The 24,394-nt window shown below is 72.3% G+C and carries 21 protein-coding genes, 1 tRNA gene and 1 riboswitch; of the genes, 10 read left to right on the top strand and 12 right to left on the bottom strand.

Features of this window, described 5'->3' with window-relative positions:
• Positions 1-3 precede the first annotated feature (3 nt).
• On the bottom strand, positions 4-597 hold the full coding sequence (locus IMZ35_RS12975) for a TetR/AcrR family transcriptional regulator (protein ID WP_199441543.1): 594 nt from the start codon (positions 595-597) through the stop codon (positions 4-6).
• Positions 598-898: 301 nt separating this feature from the next.
• Between IMZ35_RS12975 and IMZ35_RS12970 the strand changes: the two genes are divergently transcribed.
• From IMZ35_RS12970 to pth, 7 genes are all read left to right on the top strand, one after another.
• Positions 899-969: transfer RNA gene (locus tag IMZ35_RS12970), tRNA-Gln, on the top strand.
• Between the two features lie 8 nt (positions 970-977).
• Complete coding sequence (locus tag IMZ35_RS12965; protein ID WP_199441272.1) at positions 978-2,717, top strand: GGDEF domain-containing protein; 1,740 nt, start codon at positions 978-980, stop codon at positions 2,715-2,717.
• A gap of 64 nt (positions 2,718-2,781) precedes the next feature.
• Complete coding sequence (glmU, locus tag IMZ35_RS12960; protein WP_199441271.1) at positions 2,782-4,299, top strand: bifunctional UDP-N-acetylglucosamine diphosphorylase/glucosamine-1-phosphate N-acetyltransferase GlmU; 1,518 nt, start codon at positions 2,782-2,784, stop codon at positions 4,297-4,299.
• Positions 4,300-4,313: 14 nt separating this feature from the next.
• Entirely contained in the window at positions 4,314-5,285 is a 972-nt protein-coding gene (locus tag IMZ35_RS12955) for a ribose-phosphate diphosphokinase (protein WP_199441270.1), read from the top strand.
• Between the two features lie 269 nt (positions 5,286-5,554).
• A complete protein-coding gene (locus tag IMZ35_RS12950) occupies positions 5,555-6,163 on the top strand; it encodes a 50S ribosomal protein L25/general stress protein Ctc (protein WP_199441269.1) in 609 nt (202 codons plus the stop codon).
• Positions 6,164-6,218: 55 nt separating this feature from the next.
• Positions 6,219-6,749, top strand: a complete 531-nt coding sequence (locus IMZ35_RS12945; RefSeq protein WP_307868027.1) for a DivIVA domain-containing protein — start codon at positions 6,219-6,221, stop codon at positions 6,747-6,749.
• A complete protein-coding gene (pth, locus tag IMZ35_RS12940; RefSeq protein ID WP_199441268.1) occupies positions 6,739-7,314 on the top strand; it encodes an aminoacyl-tRNA hydrolase in 576 nt (191 codons plus the stop codon). Before IMZ35_RS12945 ends, pth begins: the two co-directional genes overlap by 11 nt.
• Before the next feature lie 134 nt (positions 7,315-7,448).
• On the opposite strand, the gene IMZ35_RS12935 is transcribed toward pth, so the two are convergent.
• A complete protein-coding gene (locus IMZ35_RS12935) occupies positions 7,449-8,288 on the bottom strand; it encodes a helix-turn-helix domain-containing protein (RefSeq protein WP_199441267.1) in 840 nt (279 codons plus the stop codon).
• Positions 8,289-8,389: 101 nt separating this feature from the next.
• On the opposite strand from IMZ35_RS12935, the gene IMZ35_RS12930 reads away from it, so the two are divergent.
• Entirely contained in the window at positions 8,390-9,070 is a 681-nt protein-coding gene (locus tag IMZ35_RS12930) for an SDR family NAD(P)-dependent oxidoreductase (RefSeq protein WP_199441266.1), read from the top strand.
• Positions 9,071-9,146: 76 nt separating this feature from the next.
• On the opposite strand, the gene IMZ35_RS12925 is transcribed toward IMZ35_RS12930, so the two are convergent.
• On the bottom strand, positions 9,147-10,796 hold the full coding sequence (locus tag IMZ35_RS12925; protein WP_199441265.1) for a fatty acyl-AMP ligase: 1,650 nt from the start codon (positions 10,794-10,796) through the stop codon (positions 9,147-9,149).
• Positions 10,797-10,929: 133 nt separating this feature from the next.
• Here IMZ35_RS12925 and IMZ35_RS32250 point away from each other — a divergent pair, with 133 nt between their 5' ends.
• Positions 10,930-12,159: a DivIVA domain-containing protein gene (locus IMZ35_RS32250; protein WP_438816867.1), complete on the top strand. Its 1,230-nt coding sequence runs from the start codon at positions 10,930-10,932 to the stop codon at positions 12,157-12,159.
• Between the two features lie 46 nt (positions 12,160-12,205).
• On the opposite strand, the gene IMZ35_RS12900 is transcribed toward IMZ35_RS32250, so the two are convergent.
• The 9 genes from IMZ35_RS12900 to metG all read right to left on the bottom strand — a co-directional run bounded on the left by IMZ35_RS12900 (position 12,206) and on the right by metG (position 23,738).
• Positions 12,206-14,002 (bottom strand): ABC-F family ATP-binding cassette domain-containing protein, encoded by a 1,797-nt coding sequence (locus IMZ35_RS12900; protein ID WP_199441264.1) that lies wholly within the window; start codon positions 14,000-14,002, stop codon positions 12,206-12,208.
• 166 nt (positions 14,003-14,168) lie between these two features.
• A complete protein-coding gene (locus IMZ35_RS12895; protein ID WP_199441263.1) occupies positions 14,169-15,146 on the bottom strand; it encodes a 4-(cytidine 5'-diphospho)-2-C-methyl-D-erythritol kinase in 978 nt (325 codons plus the stop codon).
• A gap of 124 nt (positions 15,147-15,270) precedes the next feature.
• Entirely contained in the window at positions 15,271-16,092 is an 822-nt protein-coding gene (locus tag IMZ35_RS12890) for a MetQ/NlpA family ABC transporter substrate-binding protein (protein ID WP_199441262.1), read from the bottom strand.
• 71 nt (positions 16,093-16,163) lie between these two features.
• Positions 16,164-16,847, bottom strand: coding sequence for a methionine ABC transporter permease (locus IMZ35_RS12885; protein WP_199441261.1), 684 nt, complete (start codon positions 16,845-16,847; stop codon positions 16,164-16,166).
• Positions 16,844-17,854 (bottom strand): methionine ABC transporter ATP-binding protein, encoded by a 1,011-nt coding sequence (locus IMZ35_RS12880; RefSeq protein ID WP_199441260.1) that lies wholly within the window; start codon positions 17,852-17,854, stop codon positions 16,844-16,846. The genes IMZ35_RS12885 and IMZ35_RS12880 overlap by 4 nt, the downstream gene beginning before the upstream one ends.
• A 228-nt stretch (positions 17,855-18,082) precedes the next feature.
• Positions 18,083-18,176: riboswitch (SAM riboswitch) on the bottom strand.
• 179 nt (positions 18,177-18,355) lie between these two features.
• On the bottom strand, positions 18,356-19,231 hold the full coding sequence (rsmA, locus tag IMZ35_RS12875; protein WP_199441259.1) for a 16S rRNA (adenine(1518)-N(6)/adenine(1519)-N(6))-dimethyltransferase RsmA: 876 nt from the start codon (positions 19,229-19,231) through the stop codon (positions 18,356-18,358).
• A 20-nt stretch (positions 19,232-19,251) separates the two neighbouring features.
• Positions 19,252-20,661, bottom strand: a complete 1,410-nt coding sequence (locus IMZ35_RS12870) for a resuscitation-promoting factor (protein WP_199441540.1) — start codon at positions 20,659-20,661, stop codon at positions 19,252-19,254.
• Positions 20,662-21,102: 441 nt separating this feature from the next.
• Positions 21,103-21,939 (bottom strand): TatD family hydrolase, encoded by an 837-nt coding sequence (locus IMZ35_RS12865; protein WP_199441258.1) that lies wholly within the window; start codon positions 21,937-21,939, stop codon positions 21,103-21,105.
• Entirely contained in the window at positions 21,936-23,738 is a 1,803-nt protein-coding gene (metG, locus tag IMZ35_RS12860) for a methionine--tRNA ligase (protein ID WP_199441257.1), read from the bottom strand. Before metG ends, IMZ35_RS12865 begins: the two co-directional genes overlap by 4 nt.
• 54 nt (positions 23,739-23,792) lie before the next feature.
• Between metG and IMZ35_RS12855 the strand changes: the two genes are divergently transcribed.
• Positions 23,793-24,356: a PadR family transcriptional regulator gene (locus tag IMZ35_RS12855; RefSeq protein ID WP_199441256.1), complete on the top strand. Its 564-nt coding sequence runs from the start codon at positions 23,793-23,795 to the stop codon at positions 24,354-24,356.
• Positions 24,357-24,394: the final 38 nt, after the last annotated feature.

Here is a 24,394-nt window from a genome sequence, read left to right as displayed (position 1 = left end):
GGGTCAGCGGATCTTGAGCTTGGGCTTCTGCTCCATGTGGTGCAGGCCGTTCCACGCCAGGTTGACCAGGTGCGCGGCCACCTCGTCCTTCTTCGGCCTGCGCGCCTCCAGCCACCACTGACCGGTCAGCGCCACCATGCCCACGAGCGCCTGGCTGTACATCGCGGCGAGCTTGCGGTCCACGCCCTGCCGGGTGAAGTGCTGGCCGAGGATGTGCTCGACCTGGCTGGCGATGTCGTTGAGCAGGCTGGAGAAGGTGCCGGTGGCCGAGGCCACCGGCGAGTCGCGCACGAGGATGCGGAAGCCGTCGGTGGAGCCCTCGACGTAGTCGAGCAGCGCGCACGCGGCCTGTTCGAGCAGCTCCCGGGGGTGCCCGCCGGACAGCGCGGAGACGATCTGGTCCATCAGGGCCTGCATCTCGCGGTCGACGACGACGGCGTAGATGCCCTCCTTGCCGCCGAAGTGCTCGTACACGATGGGCTTGCTGACGCCCGCGCGGTGGGCGATCTCCTCGATGGAGGTCGCCTCGAAGCCCTTTTCGGCGAACAGCGCGCGCGCCACGTCGAGGAGCTGCTCGCGGCGCTCCTTGCCGGTCATCCTGACCCTCGCCGCCGGCATCGCGTCCGCCTTCCTCGAGTTGTGTCGCCCCGTGGTCACTCTAAGGTCATCATCGCTCGGAAGAGCGTGACCCCTCACCACTACGAGTGAACGAGGTTGGCACGCCGAGTCGTCCGGACACCGTCGCGCTCTACCTACGCCACCGTAACCTACGCCAGCGTAGGTTACGGCGGAGCCGCTGGACCGCCGCTCGACCACGGCCAGTCGAGTGGGGGTGCTGACCGGTGAGCACCACTCGTGACAACATGTGTGCGCGCGGGCGAGCGACGGCTGGCCCCGATCCGCCATGGTGTAAAGGCAGCACCTCGGATTTTGGTTCCGATGGTCCAGGTTCGAATCCTGGTGGCGGAGCGGAGGAGATGACGTCCGGGTCGTCCGACCCGGTCACCCTGCGTCCGGACGAGGGGGTGGAGGTCTTGCACGACGACGTGGTCCAGGACCACGCACCCGCCCCCGCCGCCCACCGGGACAGGTCGGACGCCTGGCTGGTCGGTCGCGCCAACGAGCTGATGGCCATCGCCCAGAGCAGCGGCACCGCCGGGCAGGCCGACGTCACCGACGAGGTGGACGCGATCCTCGCCGAGGCCCAGGGCCGCGGGGAGCCCCGCATCGTCGCCCAGCTGCTGCGCGCCGCCGCCGTCGTGCGGCTCCTGACGCCCGGCCTGGTCGAGATGTCCGATCCCCTGCTGGACGAGATGATCACCCACACCCAGCGGCACGGGCTGCTGGTGCTGGAGGCCGACGCGCACGCCCTGCGCGCCCGCCGCCTGCTCGCCGCGACGGCAGAGGACAAGGCGCTCAGCGAGGTCGCCCGCGCCCTGGCCATGCTCGACGAGGAACTGGTCCCCGACCCGGTCATGGACCGGCGCAGCTGGGACCGCCAGCTCGCCAACGCGCTGCAGGACACCGGCCTGGTGCTCATCCAGCTCGGCGTCTACGAGATGGCCGACCAGGTCCTCGCCCGCGCCGACGTGGCGATCCGGCACAGCGCCGGGCCCCACCAGATCTACGTGCACCTGCTGCACCGGACCGGAATGCTCATCGGCTGGGGACTGCGGCTGGAGCGGGTGAACGAGTTCGAGCAGGCGCTGGAGCGCTTCGCCACCGCGTCGGCCATCGCCAAGGCCGTGGAGGGCCCGTTCCTGGAGTCGCTGCACCCCCGCCACCGCGGCCTCACCGCCGCCGAGCAGGTGCCGGTGATCGGCGCTGCCCACGCCCTGGCCCGCCCCGACGGCGAGCACCTGGGGCAGCTCCGCGGCCTGCTCGACCTGGCCACCCACGCCCGCGAGCAGATCATCGTGTCGATCGCCACCGCCAGGTGCCTGGAGCGCGAGGGCGAGATCGCCGACGCGCAGAAGGTGCTCGACGGCACCAGGCAGGCCGTGGAGCACGACACCAGCGAGGCCGCGCTGCTGCTGTGCCTGGTCCGCGAGTTCGCGCGGCTGTCCGGGCTGGAGGGCGGCGAGCACACGACGACCGCGCTGCAGTCCTACGCGCACGCCCTGGAGGGCGAGCTGTGGACGATGCAGGAGGCGCGCACCGCGACCCTGCTCACCCGGCGCGACCACGAGCGGCTCAGCCGCCAGCACGGCGCCATCGCGCAGCAGGCCCTCCAGGACCCGCTCACCGGCCTGCCGAACCGGCGCGCGCTGGACGAGAAGCTCCGCACGCTCGTCACCGGCCAGGCGCACCCGCTGTCGGTCGCGCTGGTCGACCTGGACGGTTTCAAGACCGTCAACGACCGGCACTCGCACGCCGACGGCGACGACGTGCTCCGGGTGATTGCCAGCACACTGCGCCAGGCGCTGCGGGGCGACGACGTCGTGGCCCGCTACGGCGGTGACGAGTTCGTCGTGCTGCTGCCCGGTGCGCCGCTCCCGGCGGCGGAGGCGGCCCTCTGGCGGGCCGTGGAGGCCGTGGCAGCACTGCCGTTCGACCTGTCCAGGGGCGTGACGCTGTCCGTCGGGGTGGTGTCGGTGCGCCCGAAGGAGTCGGCGAACCAGGCGCTCTCGCGCGCCGACTCGGCGATGTACGTCGCCAAGCGCCAGGGCGGTTGCCGGGTGGCCGCCGTGGCGGGCGAGCTCTCGGCGGAGGCCTAGTATCGATTCCCGGCGGGAGCAGGGCTTTCCCGCCTCAGGAACGACACAGCTAGGGAGAGCGCTGATGCTCGAGGGCGGACCCCACACCTCCGGCTCCGCAGGCCCCGTCAGCACGATCGTCCTCGCCGCGGGCGAGGGCACCCGGATGCGCTCCGCGACCCCCAAGGTGCTGCACCGCGTCGCGGGCAGGACGCTGGTGGAGCACGCGGTGCGAGCCGCGGCAGGCACCGACCCCGACCACCTGGCCGTCGTCGTCGGGCACGGCCGCGCCGCCGTGGCCGAGCACCTCGACTCGCTCACGGGCGACCTGGGCCGCGAGGTCGTCGTCGCCGTGCAGGAGGAGCAGCGGGGCACCGGGCACGCGGTGGGCTGCGGGCTCGCCGAACTGCCGGCCGACCTCACCGGGACCGTCCTGGTCAGCTACGGCGACGTGCCGCTGCTCGACGCCGGGACGCTGCGCGGCCTGCTGGCCGAGCACGTCCGCGCGGGCAACGCCGTGACCGTGCTGACCGCCGTGGTGACCGACCCCACCGGCTACGGGCGCGTGCTGCGCGAGGACGACGGCACCGTCAGCGGCATCGTCGAGCAGAAGGACGCCACGCCGGAGCAGCTCGCCGTCACGGAGATCAACTCGGGCGTGTACGCGTTCGACGCGGCCGTGCTGCGCGACGGCCTCTCCCGGCTGTCCACCGACAACGCGCAGGGCGAGCTGTACCTGACCGACGTGCTGGGCATCGCCCGCGGCGACGGCAGGCGGGTGGGCGCGCAGGTCACCGCCGACCCGTGGCTGGTGGAGGGCGTGAACGACCGCGTGCAGCTCGCGGCCGTGGGCGCCGAGCTCAACCGGCGGCTGGTGCGGCGCTGGATGCGCGAGGGCGTGACGGTGGTCGACCCGGCCACGACGTGGCTGGACGCCGACGTCGAGCTGGCGCGCGACGTGCTGATCGAGCCGGGCGTGCAGCTGCGGGCCGGGACCGTCGTGCGCGAGGGCGCGACCGTCGGACCCGACACGACGCTGAGCTCGTGCGTCGTCGGCGCCGGGGCGAGCGTGGTGCGCACCCACGGCAGCGGCGCCGAGATCGGCGACGGCGCGAGCGTGGGCCCGTTCGCCTACCTGCGGCCGGGCACGAAGCTCGGCGAGCACGGCAAGATCGGCACGTTCGTCGAGGTCAAGAACTCCGAGATCGGCACCGGCAGCAAGGTGCCCCACCTGAGCTACGTCGGCGACGCCACGATCGGCGAGCACAGCAACATCGGCGCGGCCAGCGTGTTCGTGAACTACGACGGCGTGAACAAGCACCGCTCCGTCGTGGGATCCCACTGCCGCACCGGCTCGGACAACATGTTCGTCGCGCCCGTCACCGTGGGTGACGGCGCTTACACCGGAGCGGGAACCGTGCTGCGGCGGAACGTCCCGCCCGGCGCGCTGGCCGTGTCCGGCGGTCCCCAGCGCAACCTGGAGAACTGGGTGGTCCAGAAGCGTCCCGGAACCGCGGCCGCCGAGGCCGCGGAACGCGCGCTCGCCCAGCAGAACACCGTCCAGGACGCGACACGGGCGGACACCACCGAGGAAGGGCGCTGACCGTGAACCCGACGATGACCAGCACACCGAAGAAGAACCTGATGCTCTTCGGAGGCCGCGCCTACCCGGAGCTGACCGATGAGGTGGCCAAGCACCTCAACGTGCAGGTGACCCCCCAGTCGGCCTACGACTTCGCGAACGGCGAGATCTTCGTCCGGTTCGAGGAGTCCGTCCGCGGTTGCGACGCCTTCGTGATCCAGAGCCACACCGCGCCCATCAACCAGTGGCTGATGGAGCAGCTGATCATGGTCGACGCCCTGAAGCGCGCCAGCGCCAAGCGCATCACCGTGATCATGCCGTTCTACCCGTACGCGCGGCAGGACAAGAAGCACCGCGGGCGCGAGCCGATCTCCGCGCGCCTGGTCGCCGACATGTTCAAGACCGCGGGCGCCGACCGTCTCGTGTCGGTCGACCTGCACACGTCGCAGATCCAGGGCTTCTTCGACGGCCCGGTGGACCACCTGTGGGCGATGCCGCTGCTGGCCGACCACGTGCGCAACAAGTACGCGGGCGAGGACCTGACGGTCGTCTCCCCGGACGCGGGCCGCACGAAGCTGGCGGAGAAGTGGGCCGACACGCTCGGCGGCTGTCCGATCGCGTTCATCCACAAGACCCGCGACCCGCTGCGCCCGAACGAGGTCAAGGCGAACCGCGTGGTCGGCGCCGTGGCCGACCGGACCTGCGTCGTCATCGACGACATGATCGACACCGGTGGCACGATCACCAAGGCCGTCGACCAGCTGCTGGCCGAGGGCGCGAAGGACGTGATCATCGCGGCGACGCACCCCGTGCTGTCCGGTCCGGCGACCGAGCGGCTGGCCAACTGCGGCGCCCGCGAGGTCGTGTTCACCGACACGCTGCCCATCCCGGCGGAGAAGCGCTTCCCCCGGATGACGGTGCTGTCGATCGCCCCGCTGCTCGCCAGGGTGATCCAGGAGGTCTTCGAGGACGGTTCGGTCACGAGCCTCTTCGACGGCAACGCCTGAGCACGACGCACCCCCTCCGCGAACGCCACCCGGCCACCACCGGGTGGCGTTCGCGGTTGAGGGAGCATCGCCCGAGGTACCCCGGTTGGAGTGCGGCACAAACGCGGCCTACACTGCTGGGGTTGCCTCGGCGAGGGCGAGCATCACGCTCGGCGTGATCGACGCGGCGGCTTTGACGCCGCGCGTGTTTTTCCGTTTTCCGCGCTGCTCGCCGCCGCAGGCTGCCGCCGCCCCCGCACGATCGCCCGACGTACAAGGAGAGCCCCACCGTGTCCGAGGTCCGTCTCGCCGCCGAGCAGCGCACCGAGTTCGGCAAGGGCGCTGCCCGCCGCACCCGCCGCGCCGGCAAGATCCCCGCGGTTCTCTACGGCCACGGTTCCGACCCGAAGCACCTGGCCCTGCCGGCGCTCGAGTTCGCCCGTGTAGTCCGTGAGCACGGTCAGAACGCAGTTCTGACGCTGGACATCGACAGCGCCACCGAGCTCGCGCTGACCAAGACCGTCACCACCCACCCCATCAAGAACTACATCGAGCACGTCGACCTCCTGCTGGTCAAGCGCGGTGAGAAGGTCGTCGTCGACCTCCCCGTCGTGCTGACCGGCGACACCGCTCCCGGCACCCTGGTCGCCCAGGACGCCACGTCGGTGCAGATCGAGGCCGACGCGCTGAACATCCCCGAGCAGGTCGAGGTCTCCCTGGCCGGTGTGCAGGCCGGTCTGCAGGTCCACGCCTCCGACCTGTCGCTGCCGGAGGGCGTCACCCTGGTGACCGACCCCGACACCCTGATCGTCGCCGTCAACGCCGCTCCGACCGCGGCCGAGATGGACTCCGAGGCCGCCGAGGACTCGGACGACGCCGGGACCACCGAGGAAAGCTGAGCCCATCACGTCGGGCAGATCGGACGGCACACCACCCCCGCACAGCGGAGGTGGTGTGCCGTTCCCGTTCTCGGAGCACCCCCTGACCGCCGTGCAGGTGCGTCAGATCCGCTTTCCCCGCCCGGCGCGCGGCCTGTCCGGCTACGACCAGGACCAGGTCGACGCCTTCCTGCGGCGGATCTCCGACGCGCTCGCCCACCGCGGCCACCTGCACCCCGACGAAGTTCGCTCGGTCGTGTTCCGGACCGCGTCCGGCGGCTACGACCAGCGCGCGGTCGACGACCTCCTCGGCCGGGTGGAGCGGCAGCTGCGGGTCGGCCTGCTGGCACCGACGTCGCTGCGCAGCGGCGCGGACCTGCTCGCCGTGAAGCTGCCCCGGTCGACGGGCGGCTACGATCGCGGCGAGGTCGACGCCTTCCTGACCCGTGCCGCGTCCAACCTGGACGGCCGCGGCACGATGCGCGCGAACGAGGTCAGGAACACCAGGTTCAGCACCACGACGGGGCTGAAGCGGGGCTACCGGGTGCGTGCCGTCGACGACCTGTTGGACGAGCTGGAGCAGGAGTTGCGGTTCCGTGGTCGGTGAGAGCGACCTGACGCTGGTCGTCGGTCTGGGCAACCCCGGTCCCCGCTACGAGGGCAACCGGCACAACGTCGGGTTCCTCGTGCTGGACGAGCTGGCCGCGCGCGTCGGCGGCAGGTTCAAGGCGCACAAGGCGGGCGCCGAGGTCGTCGAGGGGCGGCTGGGCGGTCACCGGGTGGTGCTGGCCAAGCCCCGGTCGTTCATGAACCTCTCCGGCGGTCCCGTGGCCGGTGCGGCGAAGTTCTACAAGGTGCCGCCCGCGTCGGTGGTCGTGGTGCACGACGAGCTGGACCTGCCGTTCGCGACGGTGCGGCTGAAGCTCGGCGGCGGCGACAACGGCCACAACGGCCTGCGGTCGATCACCAAGTCGCTCGGCACCAAGGACTACCACCGGGTGCGCTTCGGCGTGGACCGCCCGCCGGGCCGGATGGACCCGGCCGACTACGTGCTGCGCGACTTCTCCCCCGCCGAGCGCAAGGAACTGGCCTTCGAGCTGGACCGCGCCGCGGACGCCGTGGAGGCCCTGATCGCGCACGGCCTCGAAGCCGCCCAGAACAGCTTCCACTGAACGCCGCCCCACGGCCGTCCAGCACGACGCCCGGCCCCTGCGCGAACGCGGGCTGACGCTCCCGGTCGGCGCGGACGGATCAACCCCGAACCACCCGGACCCGGTCGGTTCTGGGCAGGTCGGTTCTGGGCAGGTCAGCTCCGGAGTTCCTGCAACCCGATCACCCGCAGCAGGTCCAGCTTCTGCTCGTCCTCCGAACCCGGTGCCGCCGTCATGATGACGAACGTCTGGTCGCCGGGGCCGCTGGTCAGCGTGTCGCAGTCCACCACGATGTCCCCGACCAGGTCGTTGTGGACGGTCTTGCGGCTGGTGCGCAGCTCCCCGACCGTCCCCTCCTTCCAGCGCCGGGCGAAGTCGGGGGAGGCGTCGAGCAGCTTGGCGATCAGCTGCGGGATCTGCGGATCGCCCGGGTAGCGGCCGGCTGCGGTGCGCAGGTGGCCGACGAGGTCGCGTGCGTACTCCTCGTCGTCCTCCGGCGTGTGCGTGACCGGCATCGCGGAATCGGTGAAGTAGCGCCAGGCGACGTTGCGCTCCAGCCGCGTCTGGCTGGCCGGGTCGCCGAACAGGGCGGCCCACAACGGGTTGCACAGCACCAGCTCGTAGATCGCGGTGTGCACGGCCACCGCCACCGGGGCGTCGCGGAACCGGTCCACCATCCGCTGCGCGGTCGGCGTGACGTCTCTCGGCACGTGCCCGGCCGGGGGCACGGCCGCCCCGGCGACCCGGAACAGGTGGTCGCGCTCGCCGTCGTTCAGACGCAGCGCCCGCGCCAGCGAGGCCAGCAGCTGCGGCGAGGGGTTGCGGGCGCGGCCCTGCTCCAGGCGGACGACGTAGTCCACGCTCACCCCGGCGATCAGGGCCAGCTCCTCGCGGCGCAGTCCTGGCGCGCGACGTCCCAGACCGGGGGGCAGTCCGACGTCCTCCGGACGAACCCGGTCCCGCCACGCCCTGAGCACCTGCGCGAACTCGTCCACGCCGCCATGATGCCCCCTCGGCGAGCGCGGTGGGTGGTACCGCCGGTCCCACCGTCGAACGGTGCCTGTCGGCCGTTCCGGCGGCGGCGCAGAGTGGCGGCATGACCACGACACTGGTGACCGGGGCCAACAAGAGCCTCGGTCTGGAGACCACCCGCCGCCTGATCGCCGCGGGCCACACCGTCCACGCCGGGATGCGCGACCTCGCCTCCGGCGACGCGGCCCGCGAACTCGGCGCCCACCCGGTCCAGCTCGACGTCACCGACCAGGACAGCGTCGACGCGGCGATCGCCTCGCTGCCCGGACTCGACGTGCTGGTCAACAACGCCGGGATCGCCGGCCCGTCGTGGAGCCTGCGGGACCTGGACGTCGAGGCGATGCGCACGACGTTCGAGACCAACGTCTTCGGCGTCGTGCGGGTCGTCCAGGCCGCCCTGCCCCTGCTGGAGCGCTCGCCCGCCCCGGTGATCGTCAACGTCGCCTCGGGAATGGGGTTCCCCCGCGCCCTGCTGGACCCCGACGACGACTGCTTCCCCGTCACCACGATCCCGTACCCGAGTTCGAAGGCCGCGGTGATCGCGCTGACCGTGCAGTACGCCAAGAGCCTGCCCGCGATGCGGATCAACGCCTCCGACCCCGGCTACACGGCCACCGACCTCAACCGGCACAGCGGTCACCAGACCGTCACCGAGGGCACCGACGCCACGGTCGCCCTGGCCCTGCTCGGCCCGGACGGCCCGACCGGCGAGTTCCACGACCGCCGGGGCCGGATCGCCTACTGACCGGGGGCCGGCGGGAGACGGCGCGAGGGGCGGTGCGGCCGACCGGGTTCCGGTTCGGCCGCACCGCCCCTCGCGGCTACGCGGTCACCAGGGAGGCGGCGGCGGAGCGGCGCAGCTTGCCCGACGGGGTCTTGGGCAGGCTGCCCGGCTTCAGCACGACCACCGAGTACGGCCGCAGGCCCACGGCGTCCACCACGCGGGAGCTGATCTCCTTGCGCAGTCCGGCGGCGACCTCCTCGTCGTCCGCCGAGCGCGACTCCACGACCACGGCGAACCGCTCGCGCTTGGTGCCCGCGTCCAGCCGCACGGCGACCGCGTTGCCCGCTCGCACGCCCTCCACGGCCGTCGCGGCCCGCTCGATGTCGGTGGGGTAGATGTTGCGCCCACCCATGATGATCACGTCCTTGCGGCGGCCGCACACCACGACCTGACCGTCCACGACGTAGCCCTCGTCACCGGTGTCCAGCCAGCCCTCGGCGTCCTGCGTGGCCAGCGGGCCGTCCACGGTGAGGTAGCCGGGCGTCACGGCCTCGCCGCGCAGCCGCAGCTGGCCCACCTGGCGCTCGCCCAGCACGACGCCCCGCTCGTCGGCCACCTGGATCTCCAGGCCCGGCACCGGCGGTCCCAGCAGCGGGAACGCCCGCGCGCCCGGCGTGTCCTCCGGCACGGGCACGGCGCGGTGACCGGCCTCCAGCTGCTCGGCGTCGACCACGTCGACCGCGAGACCGGTGAACACCGGGGCGAACGCCACGGCCAGCGTCGCCTCCGCCATGCCGTAGGCGCACATCACGCACTCCGGCCGCAGGCCGAAGCGGGCACCGGCGTCGGTGAACGCCCGCACGGACGCCGGGTCGATCGGCTCGGCGCCGTTGAGGGCCAGGCGCATGGTCGACAGGTCGAACGCGTCGTCGTCGTCCACGGTGGACATGCGGCGCGCGGCGATGGCGTAGGCGAAGTTCGGCGCGGCGGTGATCGTGCCGCGGTACCGGCTGATCAGGTCGGGCCACAGCGTGGGGCGGGCGAGGAAGTCGACCGGCGTGACCTTCACCAGTTCGATGCCGAACAGCATGGGCACGGTCAGGAACCCGACCATCCCCATGTCGTGGAACAGCGGCAGCCACGAGATCATCACGTCGACGGAGGTGTCGAGCGCGGCGGCCTGCCGCATGGCGTCCGCGTTGGACATCAGGTTGGCGTGCGTGATCCGCACGGCCTTCGGGTCGGCGGTGGAGCCGCTGGTGAGCTGGAGCAGCGCCGTGGCGTCCTCGTCGACCTCGACGGGACGCGCCAGCGGCTCCCCGTCCAGCTCGTCGAGCTTGCGGTAGGCGATGCCGTGCTCGTCGAGCACGCCGGCGAGGGCGTCGAACGGGCTGCCGAGCAGCACCAGCTTCGCGCCGATCATCGACAGCACCCGGATGGTGTCCCCGGCCCACTCGGCGAGGTCGGTGCGGGCGGTGGGCTGGTGCAGCATCGTCGCGCTGCCGCCGGCCAGCCACACGGCCTGCACGGCGGGGGCGATGGCCGCGGGGTCGGCCGCCAGCACGGCGATCGCCTCTCCCGGCGCGGTACCGCCCGCGACCAGCGCGCCCGCCGCGCGCGCCGCCTCCTCGTGAACCTCCGCCCAGGTCCGGCGGCGCGCTGCTGCGGGCTCGCCGGTGGTGATCCCCTTGTCACGGCCACCGGCACCGGTGGCGGTCGCGACCATCGTGTTCACGAACTCGCTCATGCGGAGAGGGTAGAACGACCCGCCTCCTCCCCGTGCGGTGTCCTGGATCGCGATGCCTGTTGGGCCGATCAGGCGAAACATCACACCCCCCCTGGGGCGATACTCCCATCACACGAACGAGCAGGAGGCACTGGTGCAGTGGGCTGGGCACGACACGCAGCAACGTCAGCCGGCGCACCCCGCGCCACTGCTGAGCGCGCAGGACGTGCAGGCGGTGGCCTTCCACCAACCCGTGCCGGGGCAACTCGGCTACGACGCCGACCAGGTCGACCTGTTCATCGACCGGGTCGAGGCCACGATGCGCAGCCAGGACGTGCTGACGGCGGAGGACGTGCGGCGCGTGCGGTTCAGCGAACCGCCGCCCGGCGCGGCGGGCTACCTGGCCGACGAGGTGGACACGTTCCTCGACCTGGTGGCCGACACGCTGCGCTCCACGCCGCAGCGGCGGCAGGCGGTGGCACCGGCGCAGGGCGCGCACGCGACGTCCTCGGCGCTGCGGCCGCCGCCGCGGCTGACGCCGGAGGACGTGCGCGCGGTGCGGTTCCACAAGCCGCGGCCGGGCAACCGGGGGTACCACGAGGGGGAGATCGACGCGTTCCTGGAGCGCATCGAGGCGACGCTGCGCGGGCGGGACGACCTGACCGCGCTCCAGGTGCAGGAGATCGAGTTCAGCTGGGCCGGCAAGGGGCAGATCGGCTACGACGAGGACGACGTGGACACGTTCCTCGACCTCGTCGTGGTGACGCTGGAGCGCACCCCGCCCACCCCCGCCCGGCCGAAGCCGAAGTCGCCGCCGCTGACGGCGCGCGAGGTGCGGGCGGTGGCGTTCAGCAAGCCCCCGCGCGGCCGTCGCGGGTACCTGGAGACGCAGGTCGACAAGTTCCTCGACCGCATCGCCGACACGCTGCTGGGACAGGACGACCTCACGCCGGACGACGTGCGGAACGTGATGTTCAGCCGTCCGCTGATCGGCCGCCGCGGGTACCACGAGGGCGAGGTCGACACGTTCCTCAGCCGCGTCGAGGAGCACCTGCGCGGCGAGCTGGCGCGCAAGGAGAAGGCGGTGGCGCGCGCGACGCGGCCGCCGCTGCCCCGCGTGCCGCAGGTGTCGTCGTGGAAGGAGCTGCGCGCCCTGAAGCTGCCGTCGGCCGGCCCGAACGAGCGCGGCTACCGGGTGGCGCAGGTGGACCGGCTGCTGGAGGAGATCGGCATCAGCCTGGACGGGATGCTGGGCGCGACGGCGGCGGAGGTGCAGGGCACGAAGTTCGCCCTGTCGCTGCTGAACGGCCAGGGCTACGAGCGCCGCTTCGTCGACCAGCTCGTGCCGCAGCTGGTGTCGGAGCTCCGCCGCCGGGGCCGCTGACCCGTCCTCCGGCGGGTGAGGACGCCTCGCCCGCCGGAGGGGCCGCTCAGCCCTCGGACTGCTCGGCTGCCGCGAGCCACTGGTGCTCCACCTCGGCCGCCTCGGCCACGACGGCGCGCAGTTCGGCGTCCAGTGCCAGCAGGCGGTCGGGCTCGGTGGACGCCTCGGCGAGGGCGGCGTGCAGCTGGGTCTGCTTGCGCTGCAACGTCTCCAGCTTGCGCTCCAGGCGTGCCAGCTCCTTGCGGGCGGCGCGCTGGTCGGCCGCGCTCGGCCCCGCCGTCACCGCCGCGGCGGCGGCCCTGACCGGCGCGGCGACGTCGCGCGAGGCGTCGCGGCGGAGCAGGTACTCCTCGATGCCGCCGGGCAGGTCGGTGAGGCCGCCGTCGCCCAGCAGCGCCACGACCTGGTCGCACACCCGCTCCACCAGGTACCGGTCGTGCGAGATCACCACGAGGGTGCCCGGCCACGAGTCGAGCAGGTCCTCCAGCTGCTGGAGCGTGTCGATGTCCAGGTCGTTGGTGGGCTCGTCGAGCAGCAGCACGTTGGGCTCGGCCATGAGCAGCCGGGCGAGCTGCAACCGGCGGCGCTCACCGCCGGACAGGTCGGACACGGGCGTCCACTGCTTCTGCGAGGAGAACCCGAAGCGCTCGGCGAGCTGCGAGGCCGACATCTCCTGCTTGCCCAGCACGACGCGCCGCGCCACCTCCTCGACGGCCTCCAGCACGCGCATCGACCCGTCGAGGTCGTGCAGCTCCTGGCTCAGGTGGGCGAGCTTCACCGTCTGGCCCTCGACGCGCTTGCCCGTCTCCGGGTCGCGCTCACCGGCCAGCAGCTTGAGCAGCGTGGTCTTGCCGGAGCCGTTGACCCCGACGAGGCCGATCCGGTCGCCGGGGCCGATCCGCCACGTCAGGTCGCGCACGAGGGTGCGCCGCTCGTCGGTGTCCTCCCCCGCCGGGACGGTCAGCGTCACGTCCTCCAGTTCGAGGACCGTGCGGCCCAGGCGGCGCTTCGCGAACGCCAGCAGCTCCACGGTGTCGCGCGGGGCGGGCACGTCGGAGATCAGCGCCTCGGCGGCGTCGATGCGGTAGCGCGGCTTGGACGTGCGGGCGGGGGCGCCGCGGCGCAGCCAGGCCAGCTCCTTGCGGGCCAGGTTGCGGCGCTTCTCCTCCAGCGTGTCGGCGAGCCGGGCGCGCTCGGCGCGGGCGAAGATCCAGTCGGCGTAGCCGCCCTCGTACTGCTCGACCTTCCCGCCCACGACCTCCCACGTGCGGGTGCACACGGTGTCGAGGAACCACCGGTCGTGGGTCACGACGACGAGGGCGCTGCGGCGGGCGAGCAGGTGGTCGGCCAGCCAGCGCACGCCCTCCACGTCGAGGTGGTTGGTGGGCTCGTCGAGCACGATCAGTTCGAGGTCCTGCACGAGGGCGGCGGCCAGTGCGACGCGACGGCGCTCGCCACCGGACATCGTGCCGACGGGCGAGTCCATGCCGAGCGCGGTGATGCCCAGTCCGTCGAGGATGGAGCGCACGCGGGCGTCGGCGGCCCACTCGTGCTCGGCGTCGAAGCCCAGGGGGTCGATCACGGCGTTGCGGACCGTGGAGCCCTCGGGGAGCTCGGTGCGCTGGGTGACCACGGCCATCCGCAGGCCGCGGTTCTGGCTGACCCGTCCCTCGTCGGGGTCCTCCAGACCGGCCAGGACCTCCAGCAACGTGGTCTTGCCGCCGCCGTTGAGGCCGACGACGCCGATCCGGTCGCCGTCGCCGACGCCGAGCGACACGCCGTCGAGCAGCGGCCGGACGCCGAACGACTTGGAGACGGACTCGAGGTTGACCAGGTTGGCCATGGGGGCAGCACTTTCCTCACGCTGAACGGACGGGACGCGGTCTGCGCCCCGTCCAGCCTAGACAAACCCGGTCCGCGAGAGTCGCGCGCTCGGGCGGCGCTCCCGCACGGAAGCCCGAACGCTCCACTCGTCGTGCTGGAACGCTCCACTCGTGGTGCTCGAACGCTCAACTCGTGGGTCGGGCGTGGACCTCGGGCGGGGTGGGGCGGGTCGGGTCGTCGGTGCCGACGACGCGCGCGCCGGGCACGGGGCCCTGGGCGACGCGGACGGTGCGGCACACGCCGGCGCCGGACAGCTCGGCCGCCACGCGCACGGCGGAGTCGGCGTCGCTGCACAGGAACGCGCAGGTGGGACCGGAGCCGGAGACCATGCCGGCGAGCGCGCCGGCGTCGACCCCGGCGCGCAGCGTCCGGCGCAGGTTGGGGCGCAGCGACACGGAGGCGGCCTGGAGGTCGTTGCCGAGCAGCAGGGCGAGCTGACGCGGGTCGCCGGAGGACAGCCCCTCCAGGACGGCCTCGACCTCGCCGACGCGCGGCGGGTCGCCGTCGGCGCGCAGCCGGTCGAGCTCGTGGAACACCTCGGGGGTGGACAGGCCCTGCCGGTCGAACGCCAGCACCCAGTGGAACTGGTGGCGGGCCAGCACGGGCACGATCCGCTCTCCGCGGCCGGTGCCGAGCGCCGTGCCGCCGTAGAGGGCGAACGGCACGTCGGCGCCGAGCTCCGCGGCCACGGTGGCCAGCTCGTCGCGGCCGACGTCCAACCGCCACAGCGCCGCCAGGCCGACGAGGGTGGCGGCGGCGTCGGCGCTGCCACCGGCCATGCCACCGGCGACGGGGATGTTCTTGCGGATGACGATCCGCACCCTGGAGTCGGCGGCGTCGCGGCCCACGTGGGCGGCGAGGACGTCCACGGCCCGCCACGCGAGGTTGGACGGGCCGGTGGGGACCGAATCGGCTCCCTCGCCGTGCACCTCGACACCGGGGTCGTCGGTGATGGCGACGGTGACCTCGTCGGCCAGGGAGAGGGCCTGGAAGACCGTCACCAGATCGTGGTATCCGTCTTCGCGCAGGTCTCCCACCGCCAGGTGCAGGTTGACCTTGGCCGGGACGCGGACGGTGACCGGGGGTGGGACTACGGCGAGCACTCGTGCAGCCTACGGCGGTTCCGGCGCGGCTCGCTGCCACCCGAGGCGCCGAGAACGGCGGTCCGCCGCCCGATCGCACGTCCGCGACGTGCGATCGGGCGGCGGACCGGAGTGGTGAGCACGGTCACACCGGCAGCACGGAGCCGGAGAAGTTCTGCTCGATGTAGTCCTTCACCTGCTGCGAGGCCAGCAGCTCCGCCAGGTCCTCGATCCGCTGGTCGCCCGCCAGCTCGGACCGGGTGACCAGACCGTTCGCGTTGGGGTTGTTCTCCGCCGCCTCCAGCACGAGGGCGTCGTCGGCGGGCTTCAGACCGGCGTCGATGGCGTAGTTGCCGTTGACGACGGCCGCGTCCACGTCCTCCAGGCTGCGCGGGAGCTGCGCGGCCTCCAGCTCGACGAACTCGAAGTTCTTCGAGTTCGTCTCGACGTCGCGGACGGTCGCGGTCGTCTCGGTACCGGCCTTGAGCGTGATCAGGCCGTTGTCCTGGAGCAGCTTCAGGCCGCGGGCGCCGTTGGTGGCGTCGTTGGCCACGGCGATCCTGGCGCCGTCGGGCAGGTCGGCGACGGCCTGGTGCTTGCCGGAGTACAGCCCCAGCGGCTCGACGTGGACGCCCGCGATCCAGCTCAGGTCGGCGGCGTCGGGGTTCTCCGCCTTCACCGTGTCCAGGTAGGGCACGGTCTGGAAGTAGTTGGCGTCGAGCGACCCGTCGATCAGCGCGGTGTTCGGCTGCACGTAGTCGGTGAACTCGACGACCTCGATCTCCAGGCCCTTTCCGGCCGCGAGCTCGTCGGCGACGTAGCGGAGGATCTCCGCGTGCGGCACGGGGCTGACGCCGACCTTGAGCGGGGCGGCGGGATCGCTGGCGGCACCGCCGCCACCTCCGCACCCCGCGGCGAGGAGGACCGCGCCGAGGACCAGCGGGAGGGCAGCACGAAGACGACGCATGACGGTGTGTTCCTTTCGACGCCGCTCGTGGCGGCGGGGTGAACCCGGTGTGCCCGGGTGGTTCTTCGAGGTCAGACGGAGGCGTGCCGGCGGCGGTCCACGCCGCGGGCGGCCCGGTTGAAGACGAACTGGATCACGGTCGCCACCACGGCGAGGACCGCCACCGTGCTCCACAGCACGCGGTCGTCGAAGCGCTGGTAGCCCAGCCGCACGGCGAGGTCGCCGAGTCCGCCGCCGCCCAGGACCCCGGCCATGGCCGAGTACCCGAGCAGGGCGATGGCGGTGACGCCGATGGCGTTGATCAGCGCGGGCAGCGACTCGCCGAGCAGCACGCTGCGCACGATCCGCAGCGTGCTCGCGCCGGTGGTCACGGCCGCTTCGACCGCGGCCACGTGCACCTCGGACAGCACGTTCTGCACGAGTCTCGCCACGAAGGGCACGGCACCGACCGACAGCGGCACGATGGCCGCCGTCGGACCGATGGACACGCCGATCACCGTGCGGGTGATCGAGGTCAGCACGACGAGCAGGATCAGGAACGGCATGGCGCGGCCGAGGTCGACCACGAACCCGAGCAGCTTGTGCGGCCAGGGTCGCGGTCGCAGACCTCCGGGTGCGGTGAGCTGGAGCAGCACGCCGACGGGGATGCCGAGCACGGTGGCGACGAGGGTCGAGACGCCCACCATGTACAACGTCTCACCCGTCGCGGAGACGAGGAGGTCGAAGACGGTGGACCAGGGTGTTGCCCTTCTCAAGCTGCTACTCCCTGCGGGCCCTTCGGGGTGCGCTGGACCGCGGCGCCCGCGTCCGAGATCCATTCCAGCGCGGAGTCGGCACGATCGCCCCGCAGGCCGACGCGGAAGCGCGCCACGGGGGTCTCCGCCAGGCGGGTGAGTCCCCCGCCGAGGAGGTTCAGCTCGACGCCGAAGCGGCTGGCCGCCTCGGGCAGCAGCGCGCCCACGGCGGCGAAGCCGACGAGGACGACGTCCGCCACGCGGTCGTGGGCGCTGTCGGCGGCCGGGTTCTGGTCCACGGCCGGGAGCAGCGAGGCGGCCGTGCGGCTGCCCGCGTCGGCCACCAGGTCGAGGACCTTCCCGTGCTCGACGACCCGGCCCTGCTCCAGCACCGCGATGTCGTCGCAGATCCGCCGGACCACGCCCATGTCGTGGGTCACGACGAGCACGGTCACGCCCAGTTCGGCGCGGGCCCGGTCGAGCACGGTGAGCACGGAGCCGGTGGTCTCCGGGTCGAGTGCGGAGGTGGGCTCGTCGGCCAGCAGCACCGACGGGCTGGCGGCGAGCGCCCTGGCCACGGCGATGCGCTGGCGCTGACCGCCGGAGAGCTGGTCGGGGTAGCTGTCGGCCTTGTCGGTCAGGCCGACCAGGTCGAGCAGCTCCGCCACGCGGGTGCGGCGCTGCGGACCGGCGACACCGGCGGCCTCCAGCGGCAGCGCGACGTTGCCCGCCGCGGTGCGCTGGCGCAGCAGCGAGTCGCCCTGCGGGACGACGCCGATCTGCCGGCGGGCGGCGCGCAGCGCGGTGCCGCCGAGCGAGACGAGGTCGGTGCCGTCGACCCTGATGGCCCCGCTGTCGGGGCGCTCCAGCAGCGCGACGCACCGGGCGAGGGTGGACTTGCCGGCCCCGCTGGGACCGACGACACCGAGCACGGTGCCCGCCTGGACGTTCAGGTCGACGCCGTTGAGGGCGTTGACCGGGCCGCTCGCGCCGACGAAGGACTTGGTGAGGTTCTCGACTGTGATCACGTGATTCGCTCCACGACTGCGCGCGGCGGCGCGCGCCGGGTGAGGGCGCGTGCGACCGCGAAGAAGTAGACCGTCCGATGAGGACGGGGACGTCCGGGGTGGTTCTCGACAGTGCCAGGCAGATGCCGCGGTGGGCCGTCTAGCGCGAGGTACGACAGCCGGTCGACGTGCGACGGCACTGGTCGACCACTCGTCTGCGTGTCAGCATTCGCGAAGTGGGCACGTGCTCCTCCATCGGTCCTGGCTGAAGCACCTGCCCGCGTCCAGCGGGTGGTTGCTGCGGCGTCGTGGAGCCAGGTCTCTCGGCCGCTCGGGATGGCACCACGAGTAGACCCGACGCTTGCGGGTTGAAGCAAGCCCGAAACGCCCAAAATGCGGGATCGTTTGCGACATCACACCGATGGCCGCAGATCATCTCTCGACCGGCGCACCCCACCAACGCATCACGCGTTGCTCCACACGCTCACCGGACGATTCCCGGTCAGCTACGACGGAGGACTGTCAATCCGCCACTTCGGCGATGCGCACGAAGTCCTGGACGGAGAGCTGCTCACCCCGCGTGCTCGGATCGACCCCGGCCGCGAGGAGCCTGCGCTCCGCCTCCGCGGGAGACCCGGCCCAGCCGGACAGCGCGCCGCGCAGCGTCTTGCGGCGCTGCGCGAAGGCCGCGTCCACCAGCGGGAACAACACGGACCGGTCCACCCCGGACAGCGGCTCCGCGCGCCGGGTGAACGACACCAGCGCCGAGTCCACGTTGGGCACCGGCCAGAACACGGCACGCGGCACGGCCCCGGCCCGGCGGGCGTCGGCGTACCAGGCGAGCTTCACGCTGGGCACGCCGTAGACCTTGCTGCCGGGGCCGGCGGCCATCCGGTCTGCCACCTCGGCCTGGACCATCACCAGCCCCTTGGTCAGCGACGGCAGCTCGGCCAGCAGGTGCAGCACGACGGGCACGGCCACGTTGTACGGCAGGTTCGCGACGAGGGCGGTGGGCCGCACCGGGAACTGCTCGGCGGTCACGCGCATCGCGTCGGCGAGCACCACGTGCAGCCGGTCGGCGAGTCCGGGCGCGCGGTCGGCCGCGGTGCCCGGCAGCCGGGCGGCGAGCACGGGGTCGATCTCCACGGCCACGACCGCGGCGGCGGCCGGCAGCAGGGCGAGGGTCAGCGAGCCGAGACCGGGGCCGACCTCCAGCACCACGTCGTCGGGTGCGAGGTCCGCCGCGGCGACGATGCGCCGCACGGTGTTCGGGTCGTGGACGAAGTTCTGCCCGAGCTTCTTGGTCGGGCGGACGTCCAGTTCCGCGGCCAGCCTGCGGACGTCGGCGGGGCCGAGGAGCGCACTCCCCGGCCCCGCCGATGACGACACGTCGTTCACACGTGCAGCGTACGGCGTGGTTACGGCAGGCCCAGCTTGGCCCGGCACGCGGGCCACGCCGAGTAGCCGCCGCGGTCGTCGCGGACCTTGGTCGCGACGGCGATCTGCTGCTCGCGGCTCGCCAGGTGCGGCAGCGAGGCGTACTGGGAGCCGCCGTAGGCGTTCCACGTCTGCGCGTCGAACTGGAGGCCGCCGTAGTAGCCGTTGCCGGTGTTGATGGCCCAGTTGCCGGTGGCCTCGCACTGCGCGAGCCGGTCCCACACGGCGCCGTCGGAGACGGCGGGCGCGGCGGCCGCGACGGGCTGGGCGGGGGCCTTGGTGCCGACGCGGACCTTCGTGGCGACCGGCTCCCTGGTGACCTTCTCGCCGAGGACCTCGCGGGCGGTCTCCTGGCCGTTGGTCTGGGTCACGCGGGCGGTGATGATCTTCTCGCCCGGCACGCCCTCCTGCTCGACGGTCTTCTCGCCGCGGGGCATCGTGGCGTCGGGGATCTCCTCGACCGGGGCGGGGATCGCCTCGGCGGAGTTGACGACCGAGACACCGGTCCGGGTGATGTGGACCTCGGCGCCGCTGGTGATCTTGAGGTCGAGCGCCTGCTCCAGCTTGTCGTCCGCGCCGAGGGTCAGGTTCTCGCCGCGCAGCAGCTCGTCGACCGTGAGGGCGGTGGTGGTGACCCGCCGGGGCTCCGCGCCGCCGTCGAAGACCGTGACGGTCTTGAGGCTCTTGACCTCCAGCGACAGTCCCTCCACGGGGACGTCCAGGTCGCGGCCGACCGAGGTCCAGGCGCCCTCGTCGGGGATGCCGAGCTGGTCCATCGCCTCGTCGACGGTGACCGAGCGGACCCAGCCCTCCTTCTGCTCACCGTCGACGGTCGCCTTGACCAGGCGCCCGCGGTCGAGGGTGATGGTGCCGCCGTCGCCGATCTTGGCGTTGGGGGACGGGCTGAGCGCGTCGTGCTCGCCGACGCTGATGCCCTCCTCCGCCAGCACCTCGCCGACGGTGCCGTCGTACGTGCGCACCTTCGTCTGCTGGCCGTCGACCTCGACGGTGACGGTCTTGTCCATCGCGAGGGCGGTCGCGCCGCCACCGGCGATGGAGACGAGCACGGCGGCCACGGCGCTCTTGAGGAAGCGGCGCTTCCACTTGCCCACGGCCTCGACGACCTGCGCGGGCGGGTTGGCCGGGTCCTCACCGGGCAGGGCGTCCGGGATGACCAGCGGCGGCATGACCGTGGTCTCGGCGTTGATGAGCCGGATCAGCTCGTCGACGTCCACGTTGGCGGTCGCCATGAGCTCGTCGGCGTCGGGGCCGAGGGCCTCGCGGACGTCGTCCGGCGTGATGGTGAGCGCGTCGTCCAGGGAGACGGGGGCCAGCGCGCCCGGCGGGAAGCTGGGGTGGTCCCAGCCCTCCGGAGCATCGGGGCGCTCCATGAGCCCCACGGAGGTCGTGGTCACCGGGGTGAACCAGTCGGTGTCCTCGTTGAAGAACGAGTAACCGTCCTCGTGAGATCTTTCGCGTCCAGTCACAGGGTCGATACCTTCCCGAAGGCGGAGCCCGCTCACGGCGGGGCGTTGACGTGTCAGTCAGTCGTGCTCGACCTGTCCGGCAACTCCCTGCGTGCGTGAGCGAGAGCGTCTCGCTTCTGGCGTTCGTTCCGACTCCCGCGCCAGCGCTGCTCCTCGGCCGGTCTCCCGGCCGCCCCGACGTGCACCGGCCTGACTGCGGGTGTGTCCCCGGAATCCGTGACGACTCCGGCTTCGGTCACGGGACCGTAACGGAGCGGAGGGGCATCCGCCAACACCCCGAGCAGTCTTGTGACGCCAGTCACTTCACGGGTGGAGTAACGCCATCCCCTGTTCGGTGCAACCGGACTATGACTGCGGTGCGTGATCGAAACCGAAGACTCGTTCGGCGTTTCGGGTGACTACCTGCGCGAGAGTTGCCTCATCCTGGTCACGCAAAGTAGCGAGACCCCGCAGGGTATAGGCGGCGCAGTACGGTTCGTTCGGGCGTCCCCGGAAGGGGTGAGGTGTGAGGAACGGCGCATCCGTCTCGACGAGCACGTGATCGTCGGGGGCCCAGGCCGCGGCCTCGCGCAGCGCGTGCGCGTTGCGGAAGGTCGCCGTGCCCGCGAACGACAGCAGGTACCCCTCGTCGACGCACCGGCGGGCGAAGTCGAGGTCACCCGAGAAGCAGTGCAGGACCACTCGTTCGGGAGCGCCCTCCTCGCGCAGGACGTCCAGCACGTCCTGGTGGGCGTCCCGGTCGTGGATCATCAGCGTCTTGCCCAGCCGCTTGGCGAGGTCGATGTGCCAGCGGAAGGCCTCGCGCTGGGCCCGCGGCGGCGAGTGGTCCCAGTAGTTGTCCAGACCGGTCTCGCCGATCGCGACCACGCGCGGCTGCCGGGCCAGCGCCTCCAGCTCGGTCTTCTCCGCGTCCCCGAAGACCGCCGTGCGGGTCGGGTGCAGCGCCACGGCGGCGAAGACCCGCTCGTCCCAGGTGGCCGCCTCGGCGGCCCAGCGGGCCGCGGCGAGGTCGTCGGCGACGGTGACGACGCGGCTGATGCCCGCCGCGTTCGCCCGGTCGAGCATCGCGCGGACGTCGTCGGCGTCGACCGCGCCGCACGCGTCCAGGTGGGTGTGGGAGTCGACCGCCGGCGCCGGAAGGGCCTCCGGCACCGGCGGGCGCTCACCGCGTCGTGCGCTCACCTCTGGACGGGCGCCCACTCCGGGCCGGTCTCGCCCAGCTCGGGGTCGAGCTTCGCGAACAGCGGCACCGGCTTGTCCAGCGGGCGGCCGACCTCGATCGGCGTGGACGCCCAGGCCGCCTGCTCCCCCTGGTAGTCGCCGGTGAGGACGGGGTACTCGCGGTCGGGCTCGTCGAGGTCGGCGACCTCGCGGATCTCCGGCTGCGCCGCCCACACGCCCGTGCCGCCGAGCAGCTCGTGCACCTTCTGCGCCGAGTGCGGCAGGAACGGCGTGAGCAGCGTGTTGGCGTCCTGCACGACCTGGAGCGCGGTGTGCAGGACGGTGTCCCTGCGCTCCGGGTCGTCCTTGATCTTCCACGGCTCCTGCTCGGACAGGTACCGGTTGGCCGCGGTGACGACGCGCATCGCCTCGGAGGAGGCCGCCTTGAACCGCGAGCGGCCCAGGTGCCCGCCGACGGTGTCGAACGCGGCGCGGGAGAGCGCCTTGAGCTCCTCGTCGGCCGCGGTGGGAGCGGCGGGCCTCGGCACGGAGCCCACGTTCTTGTGCGCCATCGAGACGGACCTGTTGACCAGGTTGCCCCACTCGTTCGCCAGCTCGAAGTTCGTCCGCCGGACGAACTCGTCCCAGGTGAAGTCGGTGTCCTGGTTCTCCGGGCCCGCCACCGAGATGAAGTAGCGCAGCGCGTCGGGACCGAAGTCGCGCAGGAAGTCCCGCACGTAGATCACGGTGCCGCGCGAGGTGGAGAACTTGGAGCCGCTCATCGTCAGGAACTCGCTGGAGACGACCTCGGTCGGCAGGTTGAGCTTCCCGAAGGACCCGACCTGTCCGCCCTTGTCGCCCTCGCCGTTCTGCCCGAGCAGCAGCGACGGCCAGATGAGCGAGTGGAAGACGATGTTGTCCTTGCCCATGAAGTAGTAGCCGCGGGCGTCCGGCTCGGTCCAGAACGCGCGCCACGCGTCGTCGTCGCCGGAGCGCCTGGCCCACTCGACGCTGGCCGACAGGTAGCCGATGACGGCGTCGAACCACACGTAGAACCGCTTCATCGGCTTGTCGCGCCACCCGTCGAGCGGGATCGGCACGCCCCAGTCGAGGTCGCGGCTGATCGCGCGGGGCCGCATGTCGTCGAGCAGGTTCTGGCTGAACTTCAGGACGTTCGGCCGCCACTCGTTCCTGGTCTGGAGCCAGCCGCCGAGGGACTCGGTGAACGCCGGCAGGTCCAGGAACAGGTGCTCGGTCTCGACGAACTTCGGCGTCTCGCCGTTGATCCGCGAGCGCGGGTTCTTCAGGTCGATCGGGTCGAGCTGGTTGCCGCAGTTGTCGCACTGGTCGCCGCGCGCGCCGTCGTAGCCGCAGATCGGGCAGGTGCCCTCGATGTAGCGGTCCGGCAGCGTGCGGCCGGTCGACGGGCTGATCGCGCCCATCTGGGTCTTCGGCAGCACGTACCCGTTGCGCCACAGGGAGAGGAACAGCTCCTGCACCACCCGGTAGTGGTTGCCGGTGGTGGAGCGGGTGAACAGGTCGTAGGACAGCCCGAGCCCCTGGAGGTCCTCGGCGATGACGCGGTTGTACTTGTCGGCGAGCTGGCGGGTGGTCAGGCCCTCGTTGTCCGCCTGCACCGAGATCGGCGTCCCGTGCTCGTCGGTGCCGCTGACCATGAGCACCCGGTTGCCCGACATTCGCTGGAAGCGGGAGAAGACGTCGGACGGGACTCCGAATCCGGAGACGTGACCGATGTGACGGGGGCCGTTGGCGTAGGGCCAGGCCACCGCCGTCAGGATTGACGACACGGGGGCACTCATGCGCACAGCCTACGGAGGCGCTGCTCAGAAGCACCAATCACTTAGGCTTCGCGCATGTCGGCGATCCGGGTGCTGGTGCTGGGCGTGGTGCGCTGGTCCGGCGAGGCGCACGGCTACCAGTTGCGCCAGCGGTTCAGGGCGATGGCCGTGGACCGGTGGGCGAACGTCCAGCCGGGATCGGTCTACCACGCGCTGAAGACGCTGACGGCCGAGGGACTGCTGGAGTCGGTGGGCACCGAGGACAGCTCCGAGGGGCCGGCGCGCACGCGCTACCGGGCCACCCCGGCCGGGAGGACGGCACTGGCGGAGATGGTGTGCCGCGCGTTCGGCGACACCGCGGCCGATCCGACGGAACTGGGCGCGGCGGCCGTCGTGATGGTCCAGGTGCCGCGCGAGCGGGTCCTGACCGCCCTGCGGCACCGGCTGGCCGCGCTGGAGGCCGAGGTCCCGGCGATGCGGCAGAACGTCGGGACGTTCGCGGAGCGCGGCCTGCCGGAGCACGTCGACGAGCTGGCCAACCTGTGGGCGGTGCACGGCGAGGCACAGCTCTCCTGGACCAGGACGCTGGTGGAGCACGTGGAGTCCGGGCGCTACTCCTTCGCCGACGAGGCGCAGTAGTCAACATTTGACTAGCTCCTTCCCGCACGCCACGCTGT

The organism is Umezawaea beigongshangensis (assembly GCF_016464305.1).
GTDB lineage: Bacteria > Actinomycetota > Actinomycetes > Mycobacteriales > Pseudonocardiaceae > Umezawaea_A > Umezawaea_A beigongshangensis.
This window is presented reverse-complemented; position numbering and strand designations above follow the sequence as displayed.

Coding starts and splice junctions, on each gene's coding strand:
- IMZ35_RS12975 (WP_199441543.1), bottom strand. CDS start 597: ATGACCGGCAAGGAGCGCCGCGAGCAGCTCCTCGACGTGGCGCGCGCG.
- IMZ35_RS12965 (WP_199441272.1), top strand. CDS start 978: ATGACGTCCGGGTCGTCCGACCCGGTCACCCTGCGTCCGGACGAGGGG.
- glmU (WP_199441271.1), top strand. CDS start 2,782: ATGCTCGAGGGCGGACCCCACACCTCCGGCTCCGCAGGCCCCGTCAGC.
- IMZ35_RS12955 (WP_199441270.1), top strand. CDS start 4,314: ATGACCAGCACACCGAAGAAGAACCTGATGCTCTTCGGAGGCCGCGCC.
- IMZ35_RS12930 (WP_199441266.1), top strand. CDS start 8,390: ATGACCACGACACTGGTGACCGGGGCCAACAAGAGCCTCGGTCTGGAG.
- IMZ35_RS12925 (WP_199441265.1), bottom strand. CDS start 10,796: ATGAGCGAGTTCGTGAACACGATGGTCGCGACCGCCACCGGTGCCGGT.
- IMZ35_RS12900 (WP_199441264.1), bottom strand. CDS start 14,002: ATGGCCAACCTGGTCAACCTCGAGTCCGTCTCCAAGTCGTTCGGCGTC.
- IMZ35_RS12890 (WP_199441262.1), bottom strand. CDS start 16,092: ATGCGTCGTCTTCGTGCTGCCCTCCCGCTGGTCCTCGGCGCGGTCCTC.
- IMZ35_RS12870 (WP_199441540.1), bottom strand. CDS start 20,661: ATGGAGCGCCCCGATGCTCCGGAGGGCTGGGACCACCCCAGCTTCCCG.
- metG (WP_199441257.1), bottom strand. CDS start 23,738: ATGAGTGCCCCCGTGTCGTCAATCCTGACGGCGGTGGCCTGGCCCTAC.
- IMZ35_RS12855 (WP_199441256.1), top strand. CDS start 23,793: ATGTCGGCGATCCGGGTGCTGGTGCTGGGCGTGGTGCGCTGGTCCGGC.